General features: G+C 61.2%; 20 protein-coding genes, 1 other RNA gene and 1 pseudogene. 13 read left to right on the top strand and 9 right to left on the bottom strand.

Annotation, left to right across the window (positions count from 1 at the left end):
• Nucleotides 1–265: 265 nt before the first annotated feature.
• Together AMK05_RS14900 and AMK05_RS14895 are read left to right on the top strand one after the other, a co-directional pair.
• Nucleotides 266–1,264: a flagellin N-terminal helical domain-containing protein gene (locus AMK05_RS14900; protein WP_064839629.1), complete on the top strand. Its 999-nt coding sequence runs from the start codon at nucleotides 266–268 to the stop codon at nucleotides 1,262–1,264.
• A gap of 248 nt (nucleotides 1,265–1,512) precedes the next feature.
• A complete protein-coding gene (locus tag AMK05_RS14895; RefSeq protein WP_049733608.1) occupies nucleotides 1,513–2,178 on the top strand; it encodes an OmpA family protein in 666 nt (221 codons plus the stop codon).
• Nucleotides 2,179–2,229: 51 nt separating this feature from the next.
• Here the strand turns inward: AMK05_RS14895 and AMK05_RS14890 are convergent, their stop codons facing one another.
• Entirely contained in the window at nucleotides 2,230–2,637 is a 408-nt protein-coding gene (locus tag AMK05_RS14890) for a DUF2000 family protein (protein WP_064841393.1), read from the bottom strand.
• Nucleotides 2,638–2,677: 40 nt separating this feature from the next.
• Between AMK05_RS14890 and AMK05_RS14885 the strand changes: the two genes are divergently transcribed.
• Nucleotides 2,678–3,586, top strand: a complete 909-nt coding sequence (locus AMK05_RS14885; RefSeq protein ID WP_064839627.1) for an AraC family transcriptional regulator — start codon at nucleotides 2,678–2,680, stop codon at nucleotides 3,584–3,586.
• On the opposite strand, the gene AMK05_RS14880 is transcribed toward AMK05_RS14885, so the two are convergent.
• Nucleotides 3,546–4,640 carry an AbrB family transcriptional regulator gene (locus AMK05_RS14880; RefSeq protein ID WP_064839625.1) on the bottom strand — a complete coding sequence of 365 codons (1,095 nt, stop codon included), beginning with the start codon at nucleotides 4,638–4,640 and terminating at the stop codon, nucleotides 3,546–3,548. The genes AMK05_RS14885 and AMK05_RS14880 overlap by 41 nt on opposite strands.
• 210 nt (nucleotides 4,641–4,850) lie before the next feature.
• On the bottom strand, nucleotides 4,851–5,753 hold the full coding sequence (locus tag AMK05_RS14875) for a LysR family transcriptional regulator (protein ID WP_064839623.1): 903 nt from the start codon (nucleotides 5,751–5,753) through the stop codon (nucleotides 4,851–4,853).
• Nucleotides 5,754–5,846: 93 nt separating this feature from the next.
• Between AMK05_RS14875 and AMK05_RS14870 the strand changes: the two genes are divergently transcribed.
• From AMK05_RS14870 to AMK05_RS14860, 3 genes are all read left to right on the top strand, one after another.
• On the top strand, nucleotides 5,847–6,881 hold the full coding sequence (locus tag AMK05_RS14870; RefSeq protein WP_064839621.1) for an aldo/keto reductase: 1,035 nt from the start codon (nucleotides 5,847–5,849) through the stop codon (nucleotides 6,879–6,881).
• 267 nt (nucleotides 6,882–7,148) lie between these two features.
• On the top strand, nucleotides 7,149–8,561 hold the full coding sequence (locus AMK05_RS14865) for an FAD-binding oxidoreductase (protein WP_064839619.1): 1,413 nt from the start codon (nucleotides 7,149–7,151) through the stop codon (nucleotides 8,559–8,561).
• An 89-nt stretch (nucleotides 8,562–8,650) separates the two neighbouring features.
• Nucleotides 8,651–12,358, top strand: a complete 3,708-nt coding sequence (locus AMK05_RS14860) for an AsmA family protein (protein ID WP_064839617.1) — start codon at nucleotides 8,651–8,653, stop codon at nucleotides 12,356–12,358.
• Between the two features lie 30 nt (nucleotides 12,359–12,388).
• On the opposite strand, the gene AMK05_RS14855 is transcribed toward AMK05_RS14860, so the two are convergent.
• The 4 genes from AMK05_RS14855 to ssrA all read right to left on the bottom strand — a co-directional run bounded on the left by AMK05_RS14855 (nucleotide 12,389) and on the right by ssrA (nucleotide 13,960).
• Nucleotides 12,389–12,607: a ribbon-helix-helix domain-containing protein gene (locus AMK05_RS14855; RefSeq protein WP_064839615.1), complete on the bottom strand. Its 219-nt coding sequence runs from the start codon at nucleotides 12,605–12,607 to the stop codon at nucleotides 12,389–12,391.
• 102 nt (nucleotides 12,608–12,709) lie between these two features.
• Nucleotides 12,710–12,904: a DUF4169 family protein gene (locus AMK05_RS14850; protein ID WP_064839613.1), complete on the bottom strand. Its 195-nt coding sequence runs from the start codon at nucleotides 12,902–12,904 to the stop codon at nucleotides 12,710–12,712.
• 49 nt (nucleotides 12,905–12,953) lie between these two features.
• Complete coding sequence (locus AMK05_RS14845) at nucleotides 12,954–13,469, bottom strand: SspB family protein (protein WP_064839611.1); 516 nt, start codon at nucleotides 13,467–13,469, stop codon at nucleotides 12,954–12,956.
• Between the two features lie 128 nt (nucleotides 13,470–13,597).
• Nucleotides 13,598–13,960, bottom strand: a transfer-messenger RNA (tmRNA) gene (gene ssrA / locus AMK05_RS14840).
• Nucleotides 13,961–14,073: 113 nt separating this feature from the next.
• Here ssrA and AMK05_RS14835 point away from each other — a divergent pair.
• Nucleotides 14,074–14,601, top strand: a pseudogene (locus tag AMK05_RS14835) (thymidylate synthase); the annotation flags it as partial.
• A gap of 129 nt (nucleotides 14,602–14,730) precedes the next feature.
• Entirely contained in the window at nucleotides 14,731–15,645 is a 915-nt protein-coding gene (gene thyA / locus AMK05_RS14830; protein WP_064839610.1) for a thymidylate synthase, read from the top strand.
• A gap of 133 nt (nucleotides 15,646–15,778) precedes the next feature.
• Here thyA and AMK05_RS14825 read toward each other — a convergent pair whose 3' ends face one another.
• Nucleotides 15,779–15,997 carry a helix-turn-helix domain-containing protein gene (locus AMK05_RS14825; RefSeq protein ID WP_190237326.1) on the bottom strand — a complete coding sequence of 73 codons (219 nt, stop codon included), beginning with the start codon at nucleotides 15,995–15,997 and terminating at the stop codon, nucleotides 15,779–15,781.
• 223 nt (nucleotides 15,998–16,220) lie between these two features.
• Between AMK05_RS14825 and AMK05_RS14820 the strand changes: the two genes are divergently transcribed.
• The 5 genes from AMK05_RS14820 to AMK05_RS14800 all read left to right on the top strand — a co-directional run bounded on the left by AMK05_RS14820 (nucleotide 16,221) and on the right by AMK05_RS14800 (nucleotide 21,251).
• Nucleotides 16,221–16,535, top strand: a complete 315-nt coding sequence (locus AMK05_RS14820; protein WP_082935670.1) for a DUF6634 family protein — start codon at nucleotides 16,221–16,223, stop codon at nucleotides 16,533–16,535.
• 115 nt (nucleotides 16,536–16,650) lie between these two features.
• Nucleotides 16,651–18,585 carry an AAA family ATPase gene (locus tag AMK05_RS14815; RefSeq protein ID WP_064839605.1) on the top strand — a complete coding sequence of 645 codons (1,935 nt, stop codon included), beginning with the start codon at nucleotides 16,651–16,653 and terminating at the stop codon, nucleotides 18,583–18,585.
• Nucleotides 18,585–19,355, top strand: coding sequence for a metallophosphoesterase (locus AMK05_RS14810; protein ID WP_064839603.1), 771 nt, complete (start codon nucleotides 18,585–18,587; stop codon nucleotides 19,353–19,355). Before AMK05_RS14815 ends, AMK05_RS14810 begins: the two co-directional genes overlap by 1 nt.
• A 49-nt stretch (nucleotides 19,356–19,404) precedes the next feature.
• Nucleotides 19,405–20,490 (top strand): hypothetical protein, encoded by a 1,086-nt coding sequence (locus tag AMK05_RS14805; RefSeq protein WP_064839601.1) that lies wholly within the window; start codon nucleotides 19,405–19,407, stop codon nucleotides 20,488–20,490.
• Nucleotides 20,487–21,251: a metallophosphoesterase gene (locus AMK05_RS14800; RefSeq protein WP_064839599.1), complete on the top strand. Its 765-nt coding sequence runs from the start codon at nucleotides 20,487–20,489 to the stop codon at nucleotides 21,249–21,251. Before AMK05_RS14805 ends, AMK05_RS14800 begins: the two co-directional genes overlap by 4 nt.
• Here the strand turns inward: AMK05_RS14800 and AMK05_RS14795 are convergent.
• Nucleotides 21,158–22,117 (bottom strand): DNA-methyltransferase, encoded by a 960-nt coding sequence (locus tag AMK05_RS14795; RefSeq protein ID WP_064839597.1) that lies wholly within the window; start codon nucleotides 22,115–22,117, stop codon nucleotides 21,158–21,160. The genes AMK05_RS14800 and AMK05_RS14795 overlap by 94 nt on opposite strands.
• Nucleotides 22,118–22,123: the final 6 nt, after the last annotated feature.

Below are 22,123 nucleotides of genomic sequence, written 5' to 3'. Positions count from 1 at the left end.
GAATTGAACACGCCGCCGGATCGCCATTCGGCGGCGTTTCCTATGGTGTATGAAACCTTGCGAAATAAGATAAATTACTTCTGAAGTTTAGCCGTTTGTTAAGCATAAACGGCAATGATCGTGGGCAGCAACCGGCTGGTCTTCTTCGTTTCTCGAAGGCTGCAACGCGCTGGATTTTCAGCGACCCCGGACATGAATGTCCGCGCGGCAACGGTTCATTTCTTGTGCAGTTTGCGTCCTGTTTGCGTTTTGGAGTTTAGTTCCCGTGAGTATTTATCAGCGCGTCTCCGTGGACGCGGCGCTTCATGTGCTGCGCGATATCAACCGCAATATGACGGTTACGCAAAACCACATCACGACCGGAATGCGTGTCGCGAAAGCCGCCGACAATGGCGTCTACTGGTCGGTCGCCACCACCGCGCGCACCGACAACAAGGCTGTTTCGGCGATCCAGGATGCGCTCGGCATGGCGGCGGCGACGATGGGCACAGCCTATACCGGCGTCGAGAACGTCATCGACGTCGTCTCCGAGATCAAGGCCAAGCTGGTTGCCGCGACCGAAGACGGCGTTGACAAGGACAAGGTCAATGAAGAGATCAAACAGCTGCAGGAGCAGTTGCGCAGCGTTTCGGAATCGGCGACCTTCAACAGCGACAATTGGGTGATCCTCAACAACGACGCGACGCCGACGCAGCCGCGCCAGATCCCGGCTTCCTTCATCCGCAATGCCGACGGCACGGTCTCGGTCGGCATGCTGAGCTATCACATCGACAACACGCCGGTGGGAGCGACGAGCTCCAAGGACGCGCGCTATCTGATCGACGACCGCGCCACCGGTTCTGGCGAATACGGCGTGCTGACCTCGTCCTATTTCGCCACCGAGCTCGGCGCCTCGCAGAATTATGTGCTGATGGAAAGCAAGAACGGCGCCACGACCGGGCAGGTGGTGATCTCGCTTTCGGCGGCCACAACGAAAGGACAGATCGGCGAAATGATCAGTGTCGTCGATGCCGCGCTGACGCAGCTGACGACGGTCGGTTCGGCCTTTGGTGCACTGGAAAAGCGCATCAATCTGCAGAACGATTTCGCCACCAAACTGCATGACAACAACACCGCCGGCATCGGCCGGCTCGTCGATGCCGACATGGAGGAAGAGTCGAGCAAGCTCAAGGCGCTGCAGACGCAGCAGCAGCTCGGCCTGCAATCGCTGAATATCGCCAACGCGACTTATGATACGGTCAGACAGTTGTTCCAGAATTTCTAAGGTTGTGAGCCGTCACCCGCCCTCGTGGTTCGAGACGGCCCCGCGGGCCTCCTCACCATGAGGGCTGATCGTCGTGCCTGCTGCCTATGGGCGCAGTCGATCCATTAAAACTGTTGGTATCAGCGCATTCCGGCAACATGGCTCCTATTTCGGCGCCTGAAATTCCCCTATCACGAAAGCATCTTCATTTTCTTGCCGCAATCCTTGCCATTTGCTCGCATCAGCTTCGAACGGAGACCATCCTGTCCATGATCAAGAAATTCGTACTTTTGGCTGTTGCAGCAAGCTATCTCAGCGCCTGCACAACGACGGACCCCTATACCGGTGAACAGAAGGTTTCCAATACGGCGGGCGGCGCGGCGCTTGGCGCGCTTGGCGGCGCTCTGGTCGGCGTGGCTGTCGGCGGCGGCGGACACGGCAAGCGCAACGCAGCGCTGATCGGCGCCGGCGTCGGCGCGCTCGCCGGCGGCGCGATCGGCAATTACATGGATCAGCAGGAATCCGAGCTTCGCGCCCAGCTCGAAGGCACCGGTATTTCCGTGACCCGTAACGGCGACAACATCATTCTCAACATGCCGTCGAACATCACCTTCGACGTCGACCAGGATGCGGTGAAGCCGGGCTTCTATCCGACGCTGAATTCGGTGGCGATCGTGCTGCGCAAGTTCAACCGCACGCTGATCGACGTCAACGGCCATACGGATTCGACCGGCAGCCTGCAGCACAATCAGGATCTGTCGCAGCGCCGCGCGCTTTCGGTCGCCGATTATCTCGGCGGCCAGGGCATCGACCAGCGCCGCGTTTCGGCTGTTGGTTTCGGCCCGTCACAGCCGGTCGCCTCCAACGCCAGCGAGGCCGGCCGCGCCCAGAACCGCCGCGTCGAAATCCAGATCGCGCCGATCACACAGGGCTGAATTGGAATTTTTCCGTCATTCAAGCGGCCGGGCTAAGCCCGGCCGTTTTTGTTACTGCTGCATCGCCGCGCCCTTGGTGATCTTGTCGACGATCTTCTTGTCGGCGCGTAGCGCGATGCCGACGACCTTGGCATCGTCGGGTGCATATTCGGAAAACACGGCGCGATTGGCCGCGTCATGGCAGGTGGCGAACATTTCCTCGATGAATAGCGAGGCGGTAACGTCGCGTTCCAGCACGCGGCGGTGGATGGCAGACATCGTCGCCTCGTCGGCGGAAAGCACGATGATCGGCTGGATCGACAGCGGATTGTAGAGATTGCCCGCGCGGTCCTTGTAGGGCTCGCCGATGATTTCGGGATGGCCGCCGGCGATGCCGGTCATCAGGAAGGCGGTGACGTTCAGTTTTTGCCAGCCGGCAAGATTGTTTCGCAGGACGACGGCAATTTTGGTATCAAACATCGGATAGTCTTTCATCTCGGGTTATGGAGTCTCGGGCGCGTTGAGCCAGGATCTACATCCGCAGGCCTTCGAAGGTCTTGAACGTTTGTGCGCGGGACCATCCGGCGACGTCATCCTGGCGGCGCCGGCTTTTCCCGGCATCGAGCGCATCGAGGCGCAGTTTTCAGGCAATGCCTTCGAGCCGCACCGCCACGACACCTATGCACTCGGCGTGACGCTGAAGGGCGTGCAGACTTTCGGCTATCGCGGCGAGCGGCGCTTCAGCCTGCCGGGCCAGGTGATTGTGCTGCATCCCGATGAGGAGCATGACGGCGGGGCCGGGACCGAGGACGGACTGCACTACCGCATGCTCTACCTGGAGCCGTCACTGCTGCTTGAATGCCTGGAGGCTGATGGCATCGGTCTGCCTTTCGTCGACCAGCCCGTCATTGGGGATCCGGCGCTGGCCGCCGTGCTGCTCGCCGCGCTCGGCGAGCTCGACCGCGAACTGGACGAGCTTTTCGTCGACGATTTCCTGTCGCAGGTGGCGGGCGGGCTGTCCCGGCATGCGCTGATGCCGCGCCGGCCGCTCGGCGGTGTCGCCTGGCGGCAGGCGCGGGCGGCACGGGACTATCTCGAGGCGCATACGACGCGGCCGGTACGCTCCGGCGAATTGGAAGCGGTGACGGGGCTCGACCGTTTCGCGCTGTCGCGGCATTTCCGGGCGGCCTTCGCCACCAGCCCGCACCGCTATCTGCTGATGCGGCGCCTGCAGCGGGCCCGCACCATGATCGGCGCGGGAGAGGGGATTTCGGACGCGGCGGCGGCGACCGGCTTTGCAGACCAGAGCCATCTCAACCGGCATTTCAAGAAGGCTTACGGAATGACGCCTGGGCAGTGGGCAACGCTGGCGCATAACCCGCGGCGCCTTATACGGGATTTTCCGCAAGGCCGGAGCGGCGGGCGATGAAGCGGGCGAGCGCCGGGCCGATCATCAGGATCACCAGGAAACGGCCGGTCTGCATCGCCATGACGAAGGGCACATCGACATCGCTGGAGGCGGCGATGATGGCGACGGAATCGGCGCCGCCGGGGCTGGTGGCGAGATAGGCCGTCAGCGGATCGATGCCGGCGAAGACGTGAAGGGCTGCCGCCATGCAGCCGCAGAGCGCCATCAGCAGCACGATGCAGGCCGACACCCGCGGCAGGGCGCGCGCCACGTGGCTGAGGATCGAGCGGGTGAAACGCAGGCCGATGCTCCAGCCGACGAGCGCATAGGCGATGGCGAGCAGCCACATCGGCAGCTCGATCTTCAAGAGGCCGACACCCTGCAGGAAGGCGCCGAGAAAAAGCGGCACGATGATCATGCCGCCCTGGATGCGCAGGCGCCGCACGCCATAGGCGCAAAAGCCGGCAAAGGCGGCGGTCGCCGCAAGGGCCGGCCAGTCGACTGCGGGAAAGAGGATGAGCGGTGGCGGCTCCCGGCCGTCAGCCGCCACCCAGAGGCGCGAGACCACCGAGGCGCCGACGGCGACGAAGACGACACGCAGATACTGCATGAAGGCGACGAGGCGGGCATCGGCGCCATAGGCCTCCGACATGATCACCATGGCGGAGGCAGCACCCGGCGAGGAGCCCCAGACGGCGGTCGTTCCCGGCAGCACCTGCCAGCGCGTCAGCAGCCAGCCGAGGCCGGTGGCGATGGCGATGACGGAGAAGACGAACAGCAGGAAGAGCGGCGCGTCCTTCGCCATGGCGCCGAGAATATCAGGGGTGATGGTGCGCGCCATCATGAGGCCGACAAGAACCTGGCCGAACTGCAGCGGCCAGAGCGGCACGCGAAGCTTTCCCTTGCCGACTGTCAGCGCCAGCAGGATGGCCGCGACCATCGGCCCGATCAGCAGCGAGGCGGGCAGGGCGAAGAGTTCAAGGAAGAGGGTGAGGGCGGTGGAGAGCGCCAGCAGCAGCGCCCATTTCGGCAGGGCGGTATCGCGCAGCAGGCGGCGTGCGTCGCTGAATGGCATGATCCCCGTATCTTTCCTGGCCGGCGCCAAGCCCCGAGGCTGAAGATGGGAGGAGGCTCCGGCATGACGAAGAGAGGCCGGCGGCAAGGGCCGGTCGGTACGGCTCGTATAGGCGGGCGCTGCGTGCGCGGTCAATTGCGAAATCTGGCTTTGCGGCCGCCTGTCATGCGAATGTGATTCAAGCGGCCGCTTCAAGTCTTTGTTATCTCATCAGAGATGCACATGGCTGACGAGGAAGTCGAGCAGAGCGCGCACGCGCGCCGGCAGCGGGCCGCCCTGGCCCATATAGAGGGCGTAGAATTCCTCGGTGTCGCCGGGATTGGCTTCTTTCAGCACCGGCGCCAGCCGGCCGGCATCGATATCGGCGCGCACGGTGAAGGCGGCAAGGCGGGCAAGGCCCGCGCCTGCGAGCGCGAGATGGCGCATGGCTTCACCGTCCGCTACCTGCACGCCCGGCGTGATCGGGACCGTCACCGTTTCGCCGTCCTCGCGCATCGGCCAGCCCTCGATGGCGCGGGCATAGGAAAAGCCGATGCGGCAATGGCGACGGAGATCGGTGACGCTCAGCGGCTCGCCGTGACGCTCGAGATAATCGGGCGAGGCGACGATGATCTTGCCGGTGGCGCCGAGCTTGCGGGCGATCAGGCTGGAATTCTTCAACGGGCCGGCGCGGATCGCGACATCGGCGCGCTCCTCCATCAGGTCGACGATCCTGTCGGTGTGGGAAATATCCAGCGTCACGGCGGGATGAACCGTCATGAAGGCGGGAACGAGCGGCGCCAGCACATGATTGCCGAAGGAGCCGCTGGTGTTGATGCGAATGCGGCCCGAGACCTCCTCGCCAGTCGAGGCCTGCCGCTCGGCCGCGGTGATGTCGGCAAGGATGGCGATGCTGCGCTCATAAAAGACGCAGCCCTCCGGCGTCAGCTGCAGCTTGCGGGTCGAGCGGTTGACGAGGCGGGCGCCGAGGCGCGCTTCCAGCCGGGCGACCAGCTTGCTGACGGCCGATGGCGTCATGCGCTGGATTTGCGCGGCAGCTGAAAAGCCACCGCGCTCGACGACGCTGACGAAGACTTCCATTTCGCCTGATCGATTGACGTCCTGACGGCTCATGATGAATTCAAATCACAGATGATATGCTTTTAGGCAATCTATATCATCGTTTTCACGAGGTCTATCTCTGCAAAACAAACAGGAGATTGCATCATGGAATACAGAAATCTTGGCGCATCGGGCTTGAGGGTGCCGGTCTTAAGCTTCGGGGCCGGCACATTTGGCGGCAGCGGTCGGCTGTTCGGCGCCTGGGGCACGACGGATGCGCAAGAGGCGCGGCGGATGGTGGATATCTGCCTGGAGGCGGGTGTGACGCTGTTCGATACGGCGGATGTCTATTCGGCTGGCGCTTCCGAAGAGGTGCTCGGCCAGGCGATCCGCGGCCGGCGCGACGCCGTGCTGATCTCGACGAAGACAGCGCTGCCGATGGGTGAGGGGCCGCGGGACTGGGGCACCTCGCGAACCCGGTTGATCCGCGCCACCGAGGCAGCGCTCAGCCGGCTCGGGACCGATTATATCGACCTCCTGCAGCTGCACGCCTTCGATGCCTCGACGCCGGTCGAGGAGGTGCTGTCGACGCTCGACGGGCTCGTTTCCGCATGCAAGATCCGCTACGTCGGCGTTTCCAACTTTGCCGGCTGGGAGTTGATGAAGTCGCTTGCCGCCGCCGAGCGCCACGGCCATCCCCGTTATGTCGCCCATCAGGTCTATTATTCGCTGGCGGGGCGCGATTACGAATGGGAATTGATGCCGCTCGGCGCCGACCAGGGTGTCGGCGCTCTCGTCTGGAGCCCGCTTGCCTGGGGGCGGCTGACCGGCAAGATCCGCCGCGGCCAGCCGCTGCCTGCGGCAAGCCGGCTGCATGATACGGCGCAGTACGGGCCGCCTGTCGACGACGAGAAGCTGTTCGACATCGTGGAGGTGCTGGACGCCCTCGCTGAGGAGACCGGCCGGACGGTGCCGCAGATCGCCATCAACTGGCTGCTTGGCCGGCCGACGGTCTCGAGTGTCATCATTGGAGCCCGTAACGAGCAGCAGCTCAGGCAGAACCTTGGCGCGGTCGGCTGGAGCCTTTCGAAGGATGAGATCGCAAGGCTCGACGCCGTCAGCACTGTGACAGCGCCCTATCCCTATTTCCCGTATCGGCGGCAGGAGGGTTTTGCGCGGCTCAACCCACCCATTGTCTGAGGCGCCGGGGACGGCGGACTTGTATGTGGCGATGGGCATATAACAAAGGGGGAATGAAATCTTCTGGCAAACTTAACTGGACAGCCGCTTTGACTTGCCCCATACCCAGCCTGCTGGATAATTCCTTCAACCGGAATCGATTTAAGGATGAAATTATCCAGTAATTTTAAAGGTCTACAGCGGCCTTTGCGCGTCTGAAAAGATGCGCGGTGCTATAGCCTGCAGGACACGATGTGGTTTCTGCGAAATGGCAGGGAGATCAAAGGGATGGCGCTGAAGGACGCGAAGGCCGGCACACGCAATGAGGCGGGGATATCAGCCGTGCTCGGCATTCTCAAGCAGAGCTTCGGCGAGCGCTTCCAGACCGGCCAATCCTTCCGCGAACAGCATGCCCATACGACTACCTACATCCCGCCGCAGCCGCCGGACGGCGTGCTCTTTGCCGAGAGCGCCGAGGATGTGAAGGCGGCGGTCAGGGTCTGCGCGGCGCATAAGGTGCCGGTGATCGGCTTCGGCGTCGGCACCTCGCTCGAGGGCCAAGTCAACGCCGCCAATGGCGGAATTTCGATCGATTTCAGCCGCATGAACCGGGTGATCGAGGTCAATCCCGAGGATCTCGACTGCACCGTCGAGCCGGGTGTGACGCGCGAGGCGCTGAACATCCACCTGCGCGATACCGGCCTGTTCTTCCCGATCGATCCCGGCGCCAATGCCTCGATCGGCGGCATGGCCTCGACCCGGGCGTCCGGCACCAATGCCGTGCGCTATGGGACGATGAAGGACAATGTGCTTGCCGTCACCGCCGTCACCGCCAATGGCGAGGAGATCCGCACGGCCCGGCGCGCCCGCAAATCTTCCGCCGGCTACGACCTGACGCGGCTCTTCGTCGGCGCCGAGGGCACGCTTGGCATCCTCACCTCGGTGACGCTGCGCCTGCAGGCGATCCCGCAGAAGATCGCCGGCGGCGCCTGCGCCTTTCCGAGCGTCAAGGCCGCTTGCGACGCCGTCATCATGACGATCCAGATGGGCATCCCGGTGGCGCGCATCGAGCTGCTCGATACGGTGCAGATGCGGGCCTGCAATGCCTATTCCAAGCTTTCCTATGCCGAAAGCCCAACGCTCTTCCTCGAATTCCACGGCACCGACGAGACGGTGCCGCTGCAATCGGCAGCCTTTGGCGAGATCGCGGCGGAATGCGGCGGGGGCGAGTTCCTGTGGACCGCCAATGCTGAGGAGCGGACCAAGCTCTGGAAGGCGCGCCACGATGCCTATTGGTCCGCAAGGGCGCTGGCGCCCGGGCTTGCCGCACTTTCGACCGATGTTTGTGTTCCGATATCGCGGCTTGCCGACTGTGTTTCGCAAACGCAGGCCGATATCGAGGCGCATGGACTGCTCGGTCCGATCGTCGGCCATGCCGGCGACGGGAACTTCCATGTGCTGCTGTTGTTCGATGACAAAAGCGCCGAAGACATCGCCAAGGCCGAGAGCTTCGTGCAGCGGCTCAATCGGCGGGCGCTCGACATGGATGGGACATGCACCGGCGAACACGGGATCGGGCAGGGCAAGATGGCGTTCCTCGAACAGGAGCTGGGGGGCACGGTGGATCTGATGCGACAGGTGAAACAGGCGCTCGATCCGGACGATATCTTCAATCCCGGCAAGATTTTCCACCAGGGCTGAAAACGGAATATTCTCATGAACTTGGGCCTTGCCCCCGGCATGAATAGCGCTAGTGTTGGCAACAGTATCCCGAATGGAGAATCCTTGCATTGGTAGGCCGGTTCCTCGTCTTTCTGGGGGGAGTGATCGTCGTAGTGCTGTTTGTGGCGCTGCTTGCGCCGCTATTCATCGACTGGACGGATTTCCGCAAGAATTTCGAGGATCAGGCAAGCCGCATCATCGGCAAGAAAGTCACCGTCTACGGCACCGTGGACGCGCGGCTCCTGCCGTTTCCGTCGGTGACGCTGCATGACGTGCGCGTCGGCCAGGAAGCGGACGGCACGCCGATCGTCAAGGTCGAGCAGTTTTCCATGGATGCGGAGCTTGCGCCTTTCCTGTCGGGCGAGGCGCTGATTTTCGACATGCGCATCGTCAATCCGAAGGTGCGCCTGAGATTGCTCAAGGACGGCACGCTCGACTGGATGCGCGGCAGCCACGCCGAAATACCGGCGAAAACCGTCGTTCTCGAAAACGTGCATGTCAATGGCGGCGAAGTCGAGTTCATCGACGACCAGTCCGGCCGCTCGCGCCGCATCACCGGCCTCAATGCGGAAATGTCGGCCAAGTCGCTGGCCGGCCCCTGGCGCATCGAAGGCGATGCGGCGCTTGACGGCGAGCACGGCAGCTTTCTGATCGCGAGCAGCCAGCCGGACGAGAAGGGCGTGCTGCGCATGCGCACGAAGCTTTCGCCGGACAAACATCCTGTAAGCGTCGATCTCGACGGCGAGTTGAAGCTCGTCGACAGCAAGCCGAACTATCAGGGCCAGCTTTCGGCGGCGATCGAAAGCGGCAACAGCGCCAAACCCGCCAACAAGAAAGAGCAGCCGCCCCGCGTCAAGGGCCGCTTCGAACTCACCAACGAACGCATCCGCATTCCCGAATACCGGATGGAGATCGGCCCGACGGACGATCCCTATGTCATCACCGGCGAGGCGACGCTCGATACCGGCAATGCGCCGGAATTCCTGTTGACCGCCGACGGGCAGCAGATCGACGTCAACCGTATCGGCAATCAGGGCGCGGCCGGCAAGACGACGCGCGATGCGGCCGTTTCGGCACGCCAGCGGCTGAACTCGCTGATCGATGTCATCGGGCAGGTGCCGATCCCGCAGGTGCCTGGAAAGGCGAGTGTCAAGCTGCCGGCGATCGTCGCCGGCGATACGACGCTGCGCGACGTGCAGCTGGAACTCGAACCGGCCGGTACCGGCTGGATGATCGACAGCGCCACCGGCACGTTGCCGGGGCGCACGCAGGTGGAAGGCAAAGGCAAGCTCCTGCTGCAGGGCGAAGCCTCTTTCAACGGCCAGATCGTGGTGGCCTCCAGCCAGCCGACGGGGCTTGCCTCCTGGCTTGCCGGCTCGGTCGATCCGGCCATCCGGCAATTGCGGCAGGCGGGCTTTTCCGCCAATGTCAGCCTGACACCCGAATTGCAGCGTTTCGAAAATCTCGAGATCGCCATGGGACCGGCGACGCTGAAGGGCCGGCTGGAGCGGCAGGCGATCTCCGGCCAGACGCCGACCCTGTCGGTGGCCCTGAACGGCGATACGCTCGATCTGGACGCGCTACAGGCGCTGAGCGGGCTGATGACCGGCCAAGATGCCGGCGACAATGTGCTCGATCACAAGATTGCCGCCCAGCTCAAGGCCGATAAGTTCACCGCCTTCGGGGTCGAGGCCGAGAATGTCGAGACCACCTTCACGATCGCCGACGGGGCGCTTGCCGTCGACCGGCTGTCGATCAAGAATATCGCGGGCGCAGAGCTGACGGCCACGGGCAGGGCGGAAGGCTCGCTGCTCGACTACAAGGGTGCGGGTGAGATCACCTTCAAATCGGCCGATCCCGGTGGCTTTTTCACCATGCTGCGCGAGCATCTGCCGCATCATCCGGTGCTCGACCGGCTGGTGCGCAATGCTGGCTGGTACGGCAATACGGCGCTGCGCGGCGCGCTGACGCTCGGCGGCGACGAGGGCGATGCCCTGACGGTGACGCTTGCCGGTGTGGCGAACGGCAGCCGCGTCAATCTCGATTACCGCATGTCCGACCTGCTGGCGCTGACCGGCAACGGGACCACGAGCCTCGAGGCGACGCTCGAAAACGCCGTGCCGTCCATCCTGTTCGGCCAGGCCGGGCTCGACCCGCTGCCGGTCGATGTCGGCGCCAACGGCCGCCTGACTCTGAAAGTGAAGGCATCGGGCAACGATCCGGCCGATGCTGCGCTGACCTTTGCGACCGACCGGACCTCGTTTACCGCCAACGGCAAGGTCGATGTCCGGCCGGAGACTTTCATGCACGGCCAGATCGCGCTTTCGCTCGACAGCGCCGATATCGATCCCTATCTGATCATGAACGGGATCGCTCTGCCGCAGACGGGAACCGGGCTGCCGTTCGGCCTGCAGGTCAATGCCGGCGTCGACAGCGACAAGATCGTTTTTTCCGATCTCAAGGGCCATGCGGCCGACAATGAGTTTTCAGGCGCGCTGAGCTTCGACCGGAAGGCTACGAAGACGACGGCGAGCGGCGCGTTGACCCTTTCCAAGGCGGATGCCGGCTGGCTTGGCGAGGCGGTATTCGGGCAGATCGTCGATCCCGCCAGTGGCGCGCTGACGACGGCGCCGCTCGGGCTGCCCGTCTTCAAGGATCTCGACGTCAACGTGAAGCTGACGGCCAAGCAGTTCTGGCCTGGCTTGCCGGAAACGGCGGTCACCGACTTCACCAGCAACGTCGCCTACAAGGGCGACGAGTTGCAGCTCAACGACATGGCCGGCAACTGGGACGGCGGAAAGCTCTCCGGCAATCTGCTGTTCACCAATGCCGACGGCACCGGCTTCGTGCAGACGAAGCTTGCGCTTGCCGACTCCGATCTGGCCGGCGTCGTCTGGCTGCGCGACGGGGCGCCGATCGCCAACGGCAAATTCGGATTGTCGCTGTCGATGGAAGCCTCCGGCAAGACCATCGGCGAGATCGCCAGCTCGCTGAATGGTTCGGGTGAATTGAGGCTCGGAGATACCAGCATACGCGGACTGAACCTTGCCATCCTCCCGCCGCTGCTTGCCGCGACCGATACGATGCAGGAGCAGATCAATGCCGGCAAGGTGCATCCGATCGTCGAGACGCTGCTCAGCAACGGAGAGGCGAAGCTGCCGCCGCTCGGCATCCCCTTCAATATCGCCGACGGGACGTTGCGCGTGCAGAATGTCACCGTCGCCAACGATCTTGCCCGCATTACCGCCGATGCGCAGATCGCGCTGCCGGAGGAACGGATCAGCGCGACGTTGGGCGTCGGGCTCATTCCCGGAACGGAAGCGCTTTCCGGCGCCGAGCCGGCGCTCAGGCTGAATTTTTCCGGCATGCTGCCGTCGCCAGGCAAGACGATGGATGTGACAGATATCACCAGCTTCCTGTCGCTGCGCGCCTTTGAGCGCGAACGCCGGCGCGTCGAGCGCCTGCAGGCGATTGTGCTCGAAAAGCAGCGGCTGCGGCGCGAGGCGGCGCTCTACCGGTTCAACGACGCCGAGCGCATCAGGGCGGCCGAAATCGAGCGGCAACGGCAGGCCGAGGAAGAGCGGCTGCGCGCCTTGGCGCAGGCCGCGGCCGCGCAGAAGGCTCTCGCGGAAGCGGAGGCGGCACGCGCGGCTGAGGCCAAAGACAAGGCGGATGCGCAGGCAAGGGCAGCCGCCGAGGCGGAAGCGGCCCGGCGCAGCGGGCCGCAGCCCGGTTCGCTCAATTTCGACCAGGTGCCGGGCGTTCAGGCACAGTGAACACGCATTACAGCGCGCGGCGCTGTTCGCTCATGCAGCATCGCCGGCTTTCGCCCAGGCGAGCACATGCAGCCGGAGTGCCGAGGAGAGGTTGCTGTCCGGCGGTCGATGATCATCTATCTCGGAAATCAGTGCAGCAAGCGGCATGGAACGGCCTGCGGCGATCGTTTTGAGCTCAGCCCAGAACTCGTCTTCGAGCGAAAAACTGGTGCGATGGCCGTGTAATGTCGCCGAATGCTTGCGGATCATGAAGCGGCATCTCGGTTTGGTTCTCGCGGATTGATTCAGTAAAACCGCATAAGTGGCTGATCTTGGAATCGATTCCGGCTGCTCACGCTCTGCATGAAGGTGTCAGGCTCCGTCGTCATCCGTCTCGATCCGGCCGGCCCGATGGGCCTTGTCAGCCTTCTCGTTCAGGCTGCGGGTGAGCTGCTTTTCAGCTTTGGTGCGACCGAAGGAAATGCGGTTCTGCTCGGCCTGCGCCTCCTTTTCGGAGCGGACCTGCTGCTTGCGGAACTGGCGCAGATTGACGATTTCGGCGCTCATGCGGGGCCTATATCCTTATGAAAAAGGGAGGCCTGGCCTCCCTTTGAAATCACTGCTTCTTGCGGAAGGAGTCGAGCGAGACGACCGAGCCCGGCTTCTTCTCTTCACCGTCGGCGGGTTTTGCGCCCGCGGCCTCATCCGGCTTTCCAGCCGCGTCGACGGGATAGGCGGTAATCTCGCCGGACGGTGCTTCCTCGCCATCGGCGAGCGGCACGTCGAATTCGAGCTCGAAATTGACGGAGGGATCGTAAAAGCCGCGGATCGCATTGAACGGGATCACCAGCTTTTCCGGAACGTCGGAGAAGGAAAGACCGATCTCGAAATGCGTTTCGGTGATCTTCAGGTCCCAAAACTGATGCTGGATGACAATGGTCATCTGCTCGGGATATTTCGACTTCAGGTGCTGGGAGATGCGCACGCCGGCAGCACCCGTGAGGAAGGTGATGAAGAAGTGATGGTCGCCGGGCAGACGGCCCGTCGCTCCGACTTCCGCCAAAACCTTGCGGATGACGCCGCGAAGTGCATCCTGTGCCAGAATGTCGTAGCGGATATGATCCTGCCCCATGCTTTTCCTGTCTTTCGTCGGTTCGGAAGTCTTTTCACAAGGTTATATGCCACGTCCGGGCGCCTTGGGAAAGACCGGAGCCGAGTCACGTTTTTCAGCAGCATACATGATTTCGGCGGCAGGGAGAAGGTGAAGGCTTCTGTTGCCAGGTGCCTTCGGACCCCGCCTAGAGGTGCGAACCACTAGGGCTTTGATTGAAGTGTCACACCGCGATTAAGCAGCGAGACGAGCTTCCGCATAGTTGTCGTTTGCAACTACAATTTTAGCCCGATAACGGCGGTACAATGCCGAGCAAAAAGACGATCTTTACACCCTTGTCGATCCTGTTTCGCCCCCATCAAAAGCCGGCCTTCAACCCCGCCGGTTTTTGGTGGAGGCGCCGGGTACCGCCCCCGGGTCCAATAGGTTTATTACACCGCTCGTTTATCGCCATAGCCGGCCCGAAAGCCGGCAGAGTTGATATAGTGGTTTCCTCAGCCCAAGGAAAGGGCCAACGTCATAAAAGCGTTATGCACCGCATCAGAAACTTTTTGGGAAAATGCCCGGCGGTGATTGGTTTCCTGCTGCCGGCGGCTTAAATTGGCCGAAACGGAATCAGCGCGACATGAAGCAATATCTCGATCTCCTCAACCATGTGATAGAAAAGGGCTCCGACCGGGGCGACCGCACCGGCACCGGCACACGCTCGGTCTTCGGCTACCAGATGCGCTTCGACCTGCAGGAAGGCTTTCCGGTGCTGACCACGAAGAAGCTGCATCTGCGCTCGATCATCCATGAGCTTTTATGGTTCCTGAAGGGCGAGACGAATATCCGCTATCTCAAGGAGAACGGCGTTTCGATCTGGGATGAGTGGGCCGACGAAAACGGCGATCTCGGGCCGGTCTACGGCGCCCAGTGGCGCTCCTGGCCGGCGCCGGACGGCGGCCATATCGACCAGATCGCCAATCTCGTCAAAGGCATCGTTAACAACCCGAATTCACGCCGCCACATCGTCTCGGCCTGGAATCCGGCCGAGGTCGACGAGATGGCGCTGCCGCCCTGCCATTGCCTGTTCCAGTTCTATGTCGCCGACGGCAAGCTTTCCTGCCAGCTCTATCAGCGCTCGGCCGACATCTTCCTCGGCGTGCCCTTCTTTCCCGGCATTATTTTGAAGAAAATTCGGCCAAGCCTCTCATATCATTGACCAAAATGGCAGCGACGGTAAACATTTTCCGTCTAAGTGAGTGAATGAATGACATGTCGAAGGTCGGAGACCAACGCGATGACAAATCACCCCGAGCAGCAGTATCTGGATCTGATTAACCATCTGATTCATAAGGGTGATCGCCGTATGGACCGCACGGGGACGGGCACCCTTTCGACGGTCGGAGCCATGATGCGGTTCGATATGTCAGGCGGCGCGTTTCCGGTTTACACCACGAAGCGCGTTTTCTGGAAAACCGCGGTGAAGGAAATGCTGTGGTTCCTGACCGGGCAGACGAATATCCAGTCGCTTCTGCGGGAGAACGTCCGGATTTGGACGGACTGGCCGCTGGCGGCATATCGGAAAGCAACCGGCGAGGAAATTTCACAGGAGGATTTCGAGGCGCGCATCGTCGCGGACGATGAGTTCGCGTCGAAGTGGGGAGACCTCGGTCCCGTTTACGGGAAGCAATGGCGACGTTGGCTCGGTGCTGACGGTAAGGAATACGATCAGGTGGCCGAAGTCATCGCCACCCTGAAAGCAAATCCCAGCAGTCGACGAATGCTGTTCCACGCCTGGAATGTGCCGGAGCTCGGTACGATGGCTTTGCCCCCGTGCCACATGACGTATCAGTTTTACGCGTCCGGCTTGGGGCGGGAGGAACCCCCGAAGCTTTCGCTGATGGTCAATCAGCGGTCCTGCGATATCGGGCTTGGGAATCCGTTCAACATCTGCCAGCAGGCGGCGCTGTTGGCCATGGTCGCGCAGCAAGTCGACATGACGCCATCGGAACTCATTTGGGTAGGCGGCGATGTGCACCTATATCTCGATCACATGGAGATGGCCGAGACGCTACTATCTCGGGAGCCCAGACCGTTCCCAACTCTAACGCTCACCCGCAAGCCGGCCAGCATCGACGATTACAAGATCGAAGATTTCGAAGTAGCGGGATACGACCCCCATCCGGCGATCGAAGCGCCGGTAGCGGTGTAACTCGGCCGTTCCTGCCAAGCGAATTGAGTAAAGCAGATTGCTTGGAATGAACCAAAAGCGCGCGCTGGGCCGCAGTGTTCAATGCGTGATGGCCTCGATTGGCGATCAGTCAGCCGGACTGCAGGCTCGCGGTCTATATAGTCTTTATCCCGGAATTCGGCTTCGACGGTTTCCACCGCACGCCGGCCCCCTCGAGGTGGCTGGATTCGACGTTCGCCGCGATAAACTGGATTTTCTGTTCATCAAAGACCCGGCGGAGCTTCTCGTTGGCTCTCGCGGTGATCTGTTGTTTCCCTAACTCGAAATCGCTCAACGCCTTCTGGGTGATGCCCGCCTTCTTGGCGAGATCCACTTGACTCATCCCAATGAGCGCTCGCGCGGCCCTTATCAGATCGCCTGTCAACAAAGTCGTCATTACCTGCAGAAACGGGTTATCGCGAGGTAAGTCAAAAAAGACGTAAAATACGTTTTAAATGACTTGAAATACGTTAATAAAGATGTAATCAAAGACATCGACGGAGCGGGGTCGACTGCCGATTCTCGATAGGTTCAGATGCTGGATTACGGAGATACACATGATGGCGACCCAGAACGGTATCTTTCTCGGCGACGATCGCAGGGCATTGCTCGCGAAGCTGCAGTCTCTCGTCACAGATCTGGCGGCACCTGACTTTCCGCATCCGCCGAGCATTCCAGTAATGATCGACAAATGGAAAGTCGGTAGGCGAGAGGTGCCCTGCCTTCTGGGAAACGCATTTGACCATCCCAATATCTTCGATGGCCACGCGTCCATTTCGTCTCAGCTTTTTTACTTCGATCCCGAAGGCGGGATCGCTCGAACGTTCTCGCGATGGTATCGCCTCGGCACACCTTCCAATCCGCAAATATAGCGATCGGTTGCCCGGCCGCCTTTCGGTGCGGCGTCCTTAATTTTTATCGCTGGATTCCCTCTTAGCAACCGATGCGTTTCGGAACGCATTGCCGTGCGTCAAAGGAGTTGAACGCTTGCCGACATTAAAGCACGCCTTGGCGCTCTGTATCGTCAATCGACTTCTCAGGCCGTGGAGCGATCAGGCGGATGCCAAGTTCCTGGCGACCATCGTTGTCGCGATCGAAGGATTTGCGGACGCTATCGAGGCGGCTTGCGAAGCCTTCCTGCACGGTAAAGCGAAAACCGGAAGTTTCCCGGGCGGCCGCAATGCGGTCGTGGAACAGATCACGGAACCGAAAAAGCAACGAGCCTTGTTGGCCCGGGCTCAGGAGCCCAAAGCGCTCGTGTTGATATTCCGGGACGAGAAGCAGGTCCCCTATCAAATTCGAGAATTCGCCGACGTGTATCATGTTATCGACGAGCTTGACCCACGCATTGTGAAGGCCGCGATTTACCGAGCGTTTGCGACCAAGGTCTCGTTTAGAGACGCACAATTCGTCGCCAAACAACCACTTGACGATGTCTTGGTGGCGTTTCGGAGCGGGCGGCCGGTCGAGCGGTCGCTGCGACTGTTGAGGGAAATGGATGAGAAGCGACAAGCCGCGGCAGATAGAACGAAGTCAATCCGCCTGGAGGAACTCCACGGTTACGGACAGGCCAAACTCTGGGGTCTTGAATTAGCCCGCGACCTTGCTCGCTATCGACGTGGCGAGATCGCGTGGACGGACGTCGAGCCTGGACTGTTGCTGTCCGGTCCATCCGGTGTCGGGAAGACCAGGTTCGCCGAGGCTCTTGCGACCACTTGTGGCGTGCCGCTGATTCACGGCTCCTACGCGCGATGGCAAAGCGCGGGGCATCAAGGGGAGATGCTTGCCGCGATGCGCGAAGCCTTTGAAATGGCGAAAGCCGCGGCACCAGCCATATTGCTCGTCGACGAGCTCGACAGCTTCGAGTCGCGGGCGATCGAGGATAGCCACTCGCGGACTTATACCCGCCAGGTCGTAAACGGCTTTCTCGAGTGCCTGGACGGAGCGACCCAGAGATCGGGTGTTATCGTCATCGGCACCACGAACCATCCCGGTTTGATAGACCCCGCGGTCCTTCGACCAGGGAGGTTTGATCGGCACATCGCACTTCCGCTTCCGGACGCAACGTCCCGGCTTGCCATCTTGCGGCAGTACATACCGGCGGTCATCCCGAGCTCGCTAGAGACGCGAGTGACAGACGAGACGGAAGGGATGTCCGGCGCGGAGCTCGAGCAACTGGCAAGAGAAAGCCGGCGTCGAGCAAGAGGCTTGAACCGGGCAGTTGTTGCCGACGATTTACTAGCGTGCCTGCCGGAGACGCGGATCGTTCCTCCGGACCGACTGGCAATCCTGTCGATCCACGAGGTCGGACATGCCATTGTTGCCCTTGCTTTCGGCCGGACTATCGAAAGCATCAGGATCGTGGACCGCTATCGGGTGGACGCTGGTCAAGGCCTCGAATTGGGAACCGTCCGCCTTGAAAACGCGGGTCTCCGCCGCACCGCCCGATCCTATCACGGGGACATATGCGTCGCTTTGGCGGGAATGGCCGCAGAGATCGAGCTCGTGGGCGAGCATGGCGATGGCGCGTCCGGCCATCCGGATGCGGACATCAACAAAGCAACGTATCTGGCCACCCTTGTCGAGGGCGTTCTCGGTTTCGGTGAGACGCTGGTCGTCGAGCACAGCCCGTACGATTACAACGAGCTTTCGAGGTTACGGCTGAGAAGCCCGCACTTATGGGCGCGAGTGGACCGATTGCTGGCATCCCGGATGCGCGAGACGCGAAGGATCATCGCTGAAAATCGGCCGGCGATCGAGGCGCTCGCGGCCGAGCTCACCGTCCGAAAAACGCTGACCGGGACGGAGGTCTCGGAATTTTTGAAGTCGGCAGCCTTCGTGGTCGTCGCCGCGACGGAATTCGCGGAGGAGAACCGCGACGACACAAGTGCGCGGCAACCACGACTGGAGAGGGTAAACTGATGAAGCTATGGATTCTGTCCGACCTGCACCTGGACATGAGCGAGCTTGCCAAACTCGATACTCCGGAGGCCGACGTCTGCGTCGTCGCTGGCGATATTTTCACTCGGGGTGTCGTTCCGAGCCTCCGTTGGCTCGACGACCGCATCGCCGCCCACATGCCGGTCGTTTTCGTCGCGGGCAACCACGAATTCTATCACAGCGGGATCGTGCAGGGCCACATCGCCGCAACCCGCTACGATACCAGGGGAGACCTCTACTATCTCGAGAACGGCTGCGTGGAAATCAACGGGGTTGTTTTCGCCGGCGCAACGCTCTGGACAGATTTCGACCTGTTCGGACCGGAGTGGTCGCAAAAGGGAATGCAAACCGCCGCCGACACGATGAACGATTTCCGGCTGATCGCCTTCGGTGAAGAGCCGTCGCAGCGCTTCAGGCCGATACATTCACTGAAAATCCACCAGGAAAGCCGCCGTTTTCTGGAGGGTGTTCTCGCGAACTATCGAGATCGTAAAGTTGTCTTCGTGACACATCATGCTCCCAGCATGCTCTCGGTCGAAAAGAAATATCGGACCGACCTGCTGACGACGGCGTTCGCATCGAACCTCGATGACTTGATGGCACCTGGCGGTCCAATTCTTTGGATACACGGGCACGTCCATCACTTCGTCGATTACACGTTCAACGACACGCGAGTGATCGCCAATCCGAGAGGGTATTCCCGGGAAGAGTGCTATCGGCAATTCGACCGAGGTTTCGTGATCGAAGTCTGACCCGCGGGAAGCCTGGCTCCATCGCATGCTGTAGGGAAGGGCGGATATCATGGCAAAACGATCGCGGTCGCCCGCGGAAGGCGAGAAAGTACAGACTGCTTTGCCGGGTTCGCTGGGGGAGGCGCTCGACGAGATCGGGTTTCAGCCGCTGGGCCGCCGGATCATTGTTGGCAAGCAGACCGAACAGACCGAAAGGCATCCCCGGACTTCGACCGACTGGTCAGTTCCCGCAATCGAGTTCTTCCGGTTCACGCTCCCGCGCGCTCCGAACGGCGACTGGGAACATCTCTCTATCGCCGCTCACGAGGTAGCATGCCAGGCTATGGCAACGCTGGGCCAGGCCATCGTTGTCGACGGCGGTGCGCAGCCCGTCTCCGATCCTGCACTGCCAGCGAAACTTCCGCGGTGGGACGACATAGCGACAGCCGTGGTCTGGGCGGCTAGCCAGTCGGGACTACTGAGATATCGGCGGCGTGGTCGAACGGGCCTCGGAAAGCGATCGTCGGGGTTTCCGCGAGCGAACATTCGGGCCGGGTATGGATGCCCTCAGGCCGACCTGGGGGCGGAGGCGTTTCCGGCCTTTGAAAGCCTGGGATTGATTTCGGATCGTAGCTGGACAGCGGCTGCCGAAACAATCCTCTGGCGCGACAACCCTTACGAGGCCGGAATGAATTTCACGAGGGACAAGCGTTACGTCGAGGCGCTCTATGCTGCGATATCGCGCATGCCCGAGGATATCGCGACTAAAATCAAAGACATCGCGGAGATGCCCACCAATGAGGCCGCTGGGTTGGTGGACTTCGCAAAGCGTTACGCACACCGCGATGCGACGAGACATGAAGCCTTGGTTTTCCTGCAAGACCGAAGTCGCCGTTTGTTGTCTGACCTGTTTGCGAAACGATGGAGGATGGGCGATGGATGGCTTTCCTTTGAGGAAAGCAAACATGCGCTGCTTCTGGAGTTGGACCCTCTCTCGATCCAGATGAGTATGGAGTTCGGCACGATTGTCATTCCTCGGAAGCTCGGATGTGAGGTCAAGGACTGCAGGATGTCCATTTCTTGCGGTGGTGGCCAGAACGCAATGGGCTCGTGCGCCGCCTGCTGCACACGCGGTGATCCCAGGGTGAAAGAATGAAGATATGGGTGTTTTCCGACCTGCATCTTGAATTCGGTGTTCCGTTTGAAACCGATCCGCCGAAGGACGTGGACGTGGTGGTGTGCGCGGGCGATGTTTTGACGCGAGGTGTAACCCCCAGCATGAGGTGGCTCGCCGAGAACGTCGCTCGGAGAGTTCCGGTCGTGTTCGTGGCGGGCAACCACGAGTTCTACAGTTCGTCCATCATTGACGGTCTGCGCGAGGTCGAGCAGGCGGCTGGCTTTCAAAACCTCCATTTTCTTGAGAACGCTGCGGTGGAAATAGACGGCGTCGCTTTCGTCGGCGGTACTTTGTGGTCCGATTTTGGGTTGTTCGGCCGTAATCCCCAAGTAGCGATGTCGTATGCGCTAAGCGGGATGAACGACTACAAAAAGATCAAACTGTCGAAGTTGCCGTTTAAGAAGTTCAAGCCGATAGACGCCTACCGCAAGCACGTCGAGACGAAGGATTTCATCGCGGCGGAACTACGGAAACGCGTCGGTCAAACGACGGTTGTCGTGACGCACCACGCGCCGTCGCCGCATTCCGTCGCCAGTTGGTTCCGCCACGATCCGCTTTCGGCTTGCTACGCGTCGAATTTGGAAGACCTCATTTGCGAGACGGCACCGACATTGTGGGTGCACGGGCACATTCACCATCGAAACGACTACATGGTCGGCTCGACAAGGATCGTCTCGAACGCAAGAGGGTATCCGGGCGAGGGGACAGGGTTCGATCCCGGATTTATCGTGGATGTCTGATCGACCGAGAACAGATCGTCGATGGACGGATCGAGAGCTATTTCGCCGCTCACCTGCGTGCGAGCTTGCGGCTTCGATCCGTCGAGGCGATCGCGAATGATATCGACATATTCCGGCGATCGCTCGATGAGGACCGATCTTCGGTCAAGCCGATTACAGACCGCACCGACGGTGCCCGATCCCGCGAATGGATCGAGGACTGTCTGATATGGTTTGGAAAGAGCCAGGACAAGGCGCTCGACGAGCTCTTCCGGGAACTGACACGGATGACTGGTCTTTTCGGGATGCCGATTCTTTACGTTGGAGATCTCCCAGACGTCGCCGGGGTTCTTCCCGAGCGGGTTCCCGCTGAGCTGACCTATGTTCGGGCCCTTGTAGTGGCGCTTGTTGGGGTATTTCTGAGGGACGCGAACGCTATTCAGGTCGAAATGGTACTGGTCGGACTTGATTGCCCAGACGATGGTTTCGTGTCGCCCGGAGAAACGCTTTGTGCAGTGCAGCCCGTGACCGAAGGTCCAGACCACCCTGCTTCTGATCTTCATGCCGAGGCGGCGGAAGATGGGAATGAAGATACTGTCGAGCGGGATGATTTCGGAGGCGTCGACCCAGTTTCCCACTTGCCAGCAGATCGAACCGTTTGCGCTGAGGACACGATAGCATTCGTTGATGACTGTCGTCTGAAAGTCGACGTAGGTGTCTAGCACCGAGCGCGTTTCATACGGTTTGCCGACGTTGTAGGGCGGACTCGTAACAATAAGATCGATTGATCCGTCCGGGATTTCGGAGAGTATCTCGACGCAGTCGGCCGTGTGGATTTCGCAGAGACCGATAGCCTCCGCGTTCCCGCGAACAGGTTGATAATGCATGGATAT

Source organism: Rhizobium sp. N324, from assembly GCF_001664485.1.
Lineage (GTDB): Bacteria > Pseudomonadota > Alphaproteobacteria > Rhizobiales > Rhizobiaceae > Rhizobium.
This window is presented reverse-complemented; position numbering and strand designations above follow the sequence as displayed.

What these genes read in the sequence shown, in the direction of transcription:
- AMK05_RS14855 (WP_064839615.1), bottom strand. Translation starts at nt 12,607, where the DNA reads ATGATCCGCAAGCATTCGGCGACATTACACGGCCATCGCACCAGTTTT.
- AMK05_RS14850 (WP_064839613.1), bottom strand. Translation starts at nt 12,904, where the DNA reads ATGAGCGCCGAAATCGTCAATCTGCGCCAGTTCCGCAAGCAGCAGGTC.
- AMK05_RS14890 (WP_064841393.1), bottom strand. Translation starts at nt 2,637, where the DNA reads ATGTTTGATACCAAAATTGCCGTCGTCCTGCGAAACAATCTTGCCGGC.
- AMK05_RS14865 (WP_064839619.1), top strand. Translation starts at nt 7,149, where the DNA reads ATGGCGCTGAAGGACGCGAAGGCCGGCACACGCAATGAGGCGGGGATA.
- AMK05_RS14805 (WP_064839601.1), top strand. Translation starts at nt 19,405, where the DNA reads ATGGCAAAACGATCGCGGTCGCCCGCGGAAGGCGAGAAAGTACAGACT.
- AMK05_RS14895 (WP_049733608.1), top strand. Translation starts at nt 1,513, where the DNA reads ATGATCAAGAAATTCGTACTTTTGGCTGTTGCAGCAAGCTATCTCAGC.
- AMK05_RS14880 (WP_064839625.1), bottom strand. Translation starts at nt 4,640, where the DNA reads ATGCCATTCAGCGACGCACGCCGCCTGCTGCGCGATACCGCCCTGCCG.
- AMK05_RS14800 (WP_064839599.1), top strand. Translation starts at nt 20,487, where the DNA reads ATGAAGATATGGGTGTTTTCCGACCTGCATCTTGAATTCGGTGTTCCG.
- AMK05_RS14870 (WP_064839621.1), top strand. Translation starts at nt 5,847, where the DNA reads ATGGAATACAGAAATCTTGGCGCATCGGGCTTGAGGGTGCCGGTCTTA.
- AMK05_RS14810 (WP_064839603.1), top strand. Translation starts at nt 18,585, where the DNA reads ATGAAGCTATGGATTCTGTCCGACCTGCACCTGGACATGAGCGAGCTT.
- AMK05_RS14820 (WP_082935670.1), top strand. Translation starts at nt 16,221, where the DNA reads ATGATGGCGACCCAGAACGGTATCTTTCTCGGCGACGATCGCAGGGCA.
- thyA (WP_064839610.1), top strand. Translation starts at nt 14,731, where the DNA reads ATGACAAATCACCCCGAGCAGCAGTATCTGGATCTGATTAACCATCTG.
- AMK05_RS14875 (WP_064839623.1), bottom strand. Translation starts at nt 5,753, where the DNA reads ATGAGCCGTCAGGACGTCAATCGATCAGGCGAAATGGAAGTCTTCGTC.
- AMK05_RS14845 (WP_064839611.1), bottom strand. Translation starts at nt 13,469, where the DNA reads ATGGGGCAGGATCATATCCGCTACGACATTCTGGCACAGGATGCACTT.
- AMK05_RS14795 (WP_064839597.1), bottom strand. Translation starts at nt 22,117, where the DNA reads ATGCATTATCAACCTGTTCGCGGGAACGCGGAGGCTATCGGTCTCTGC.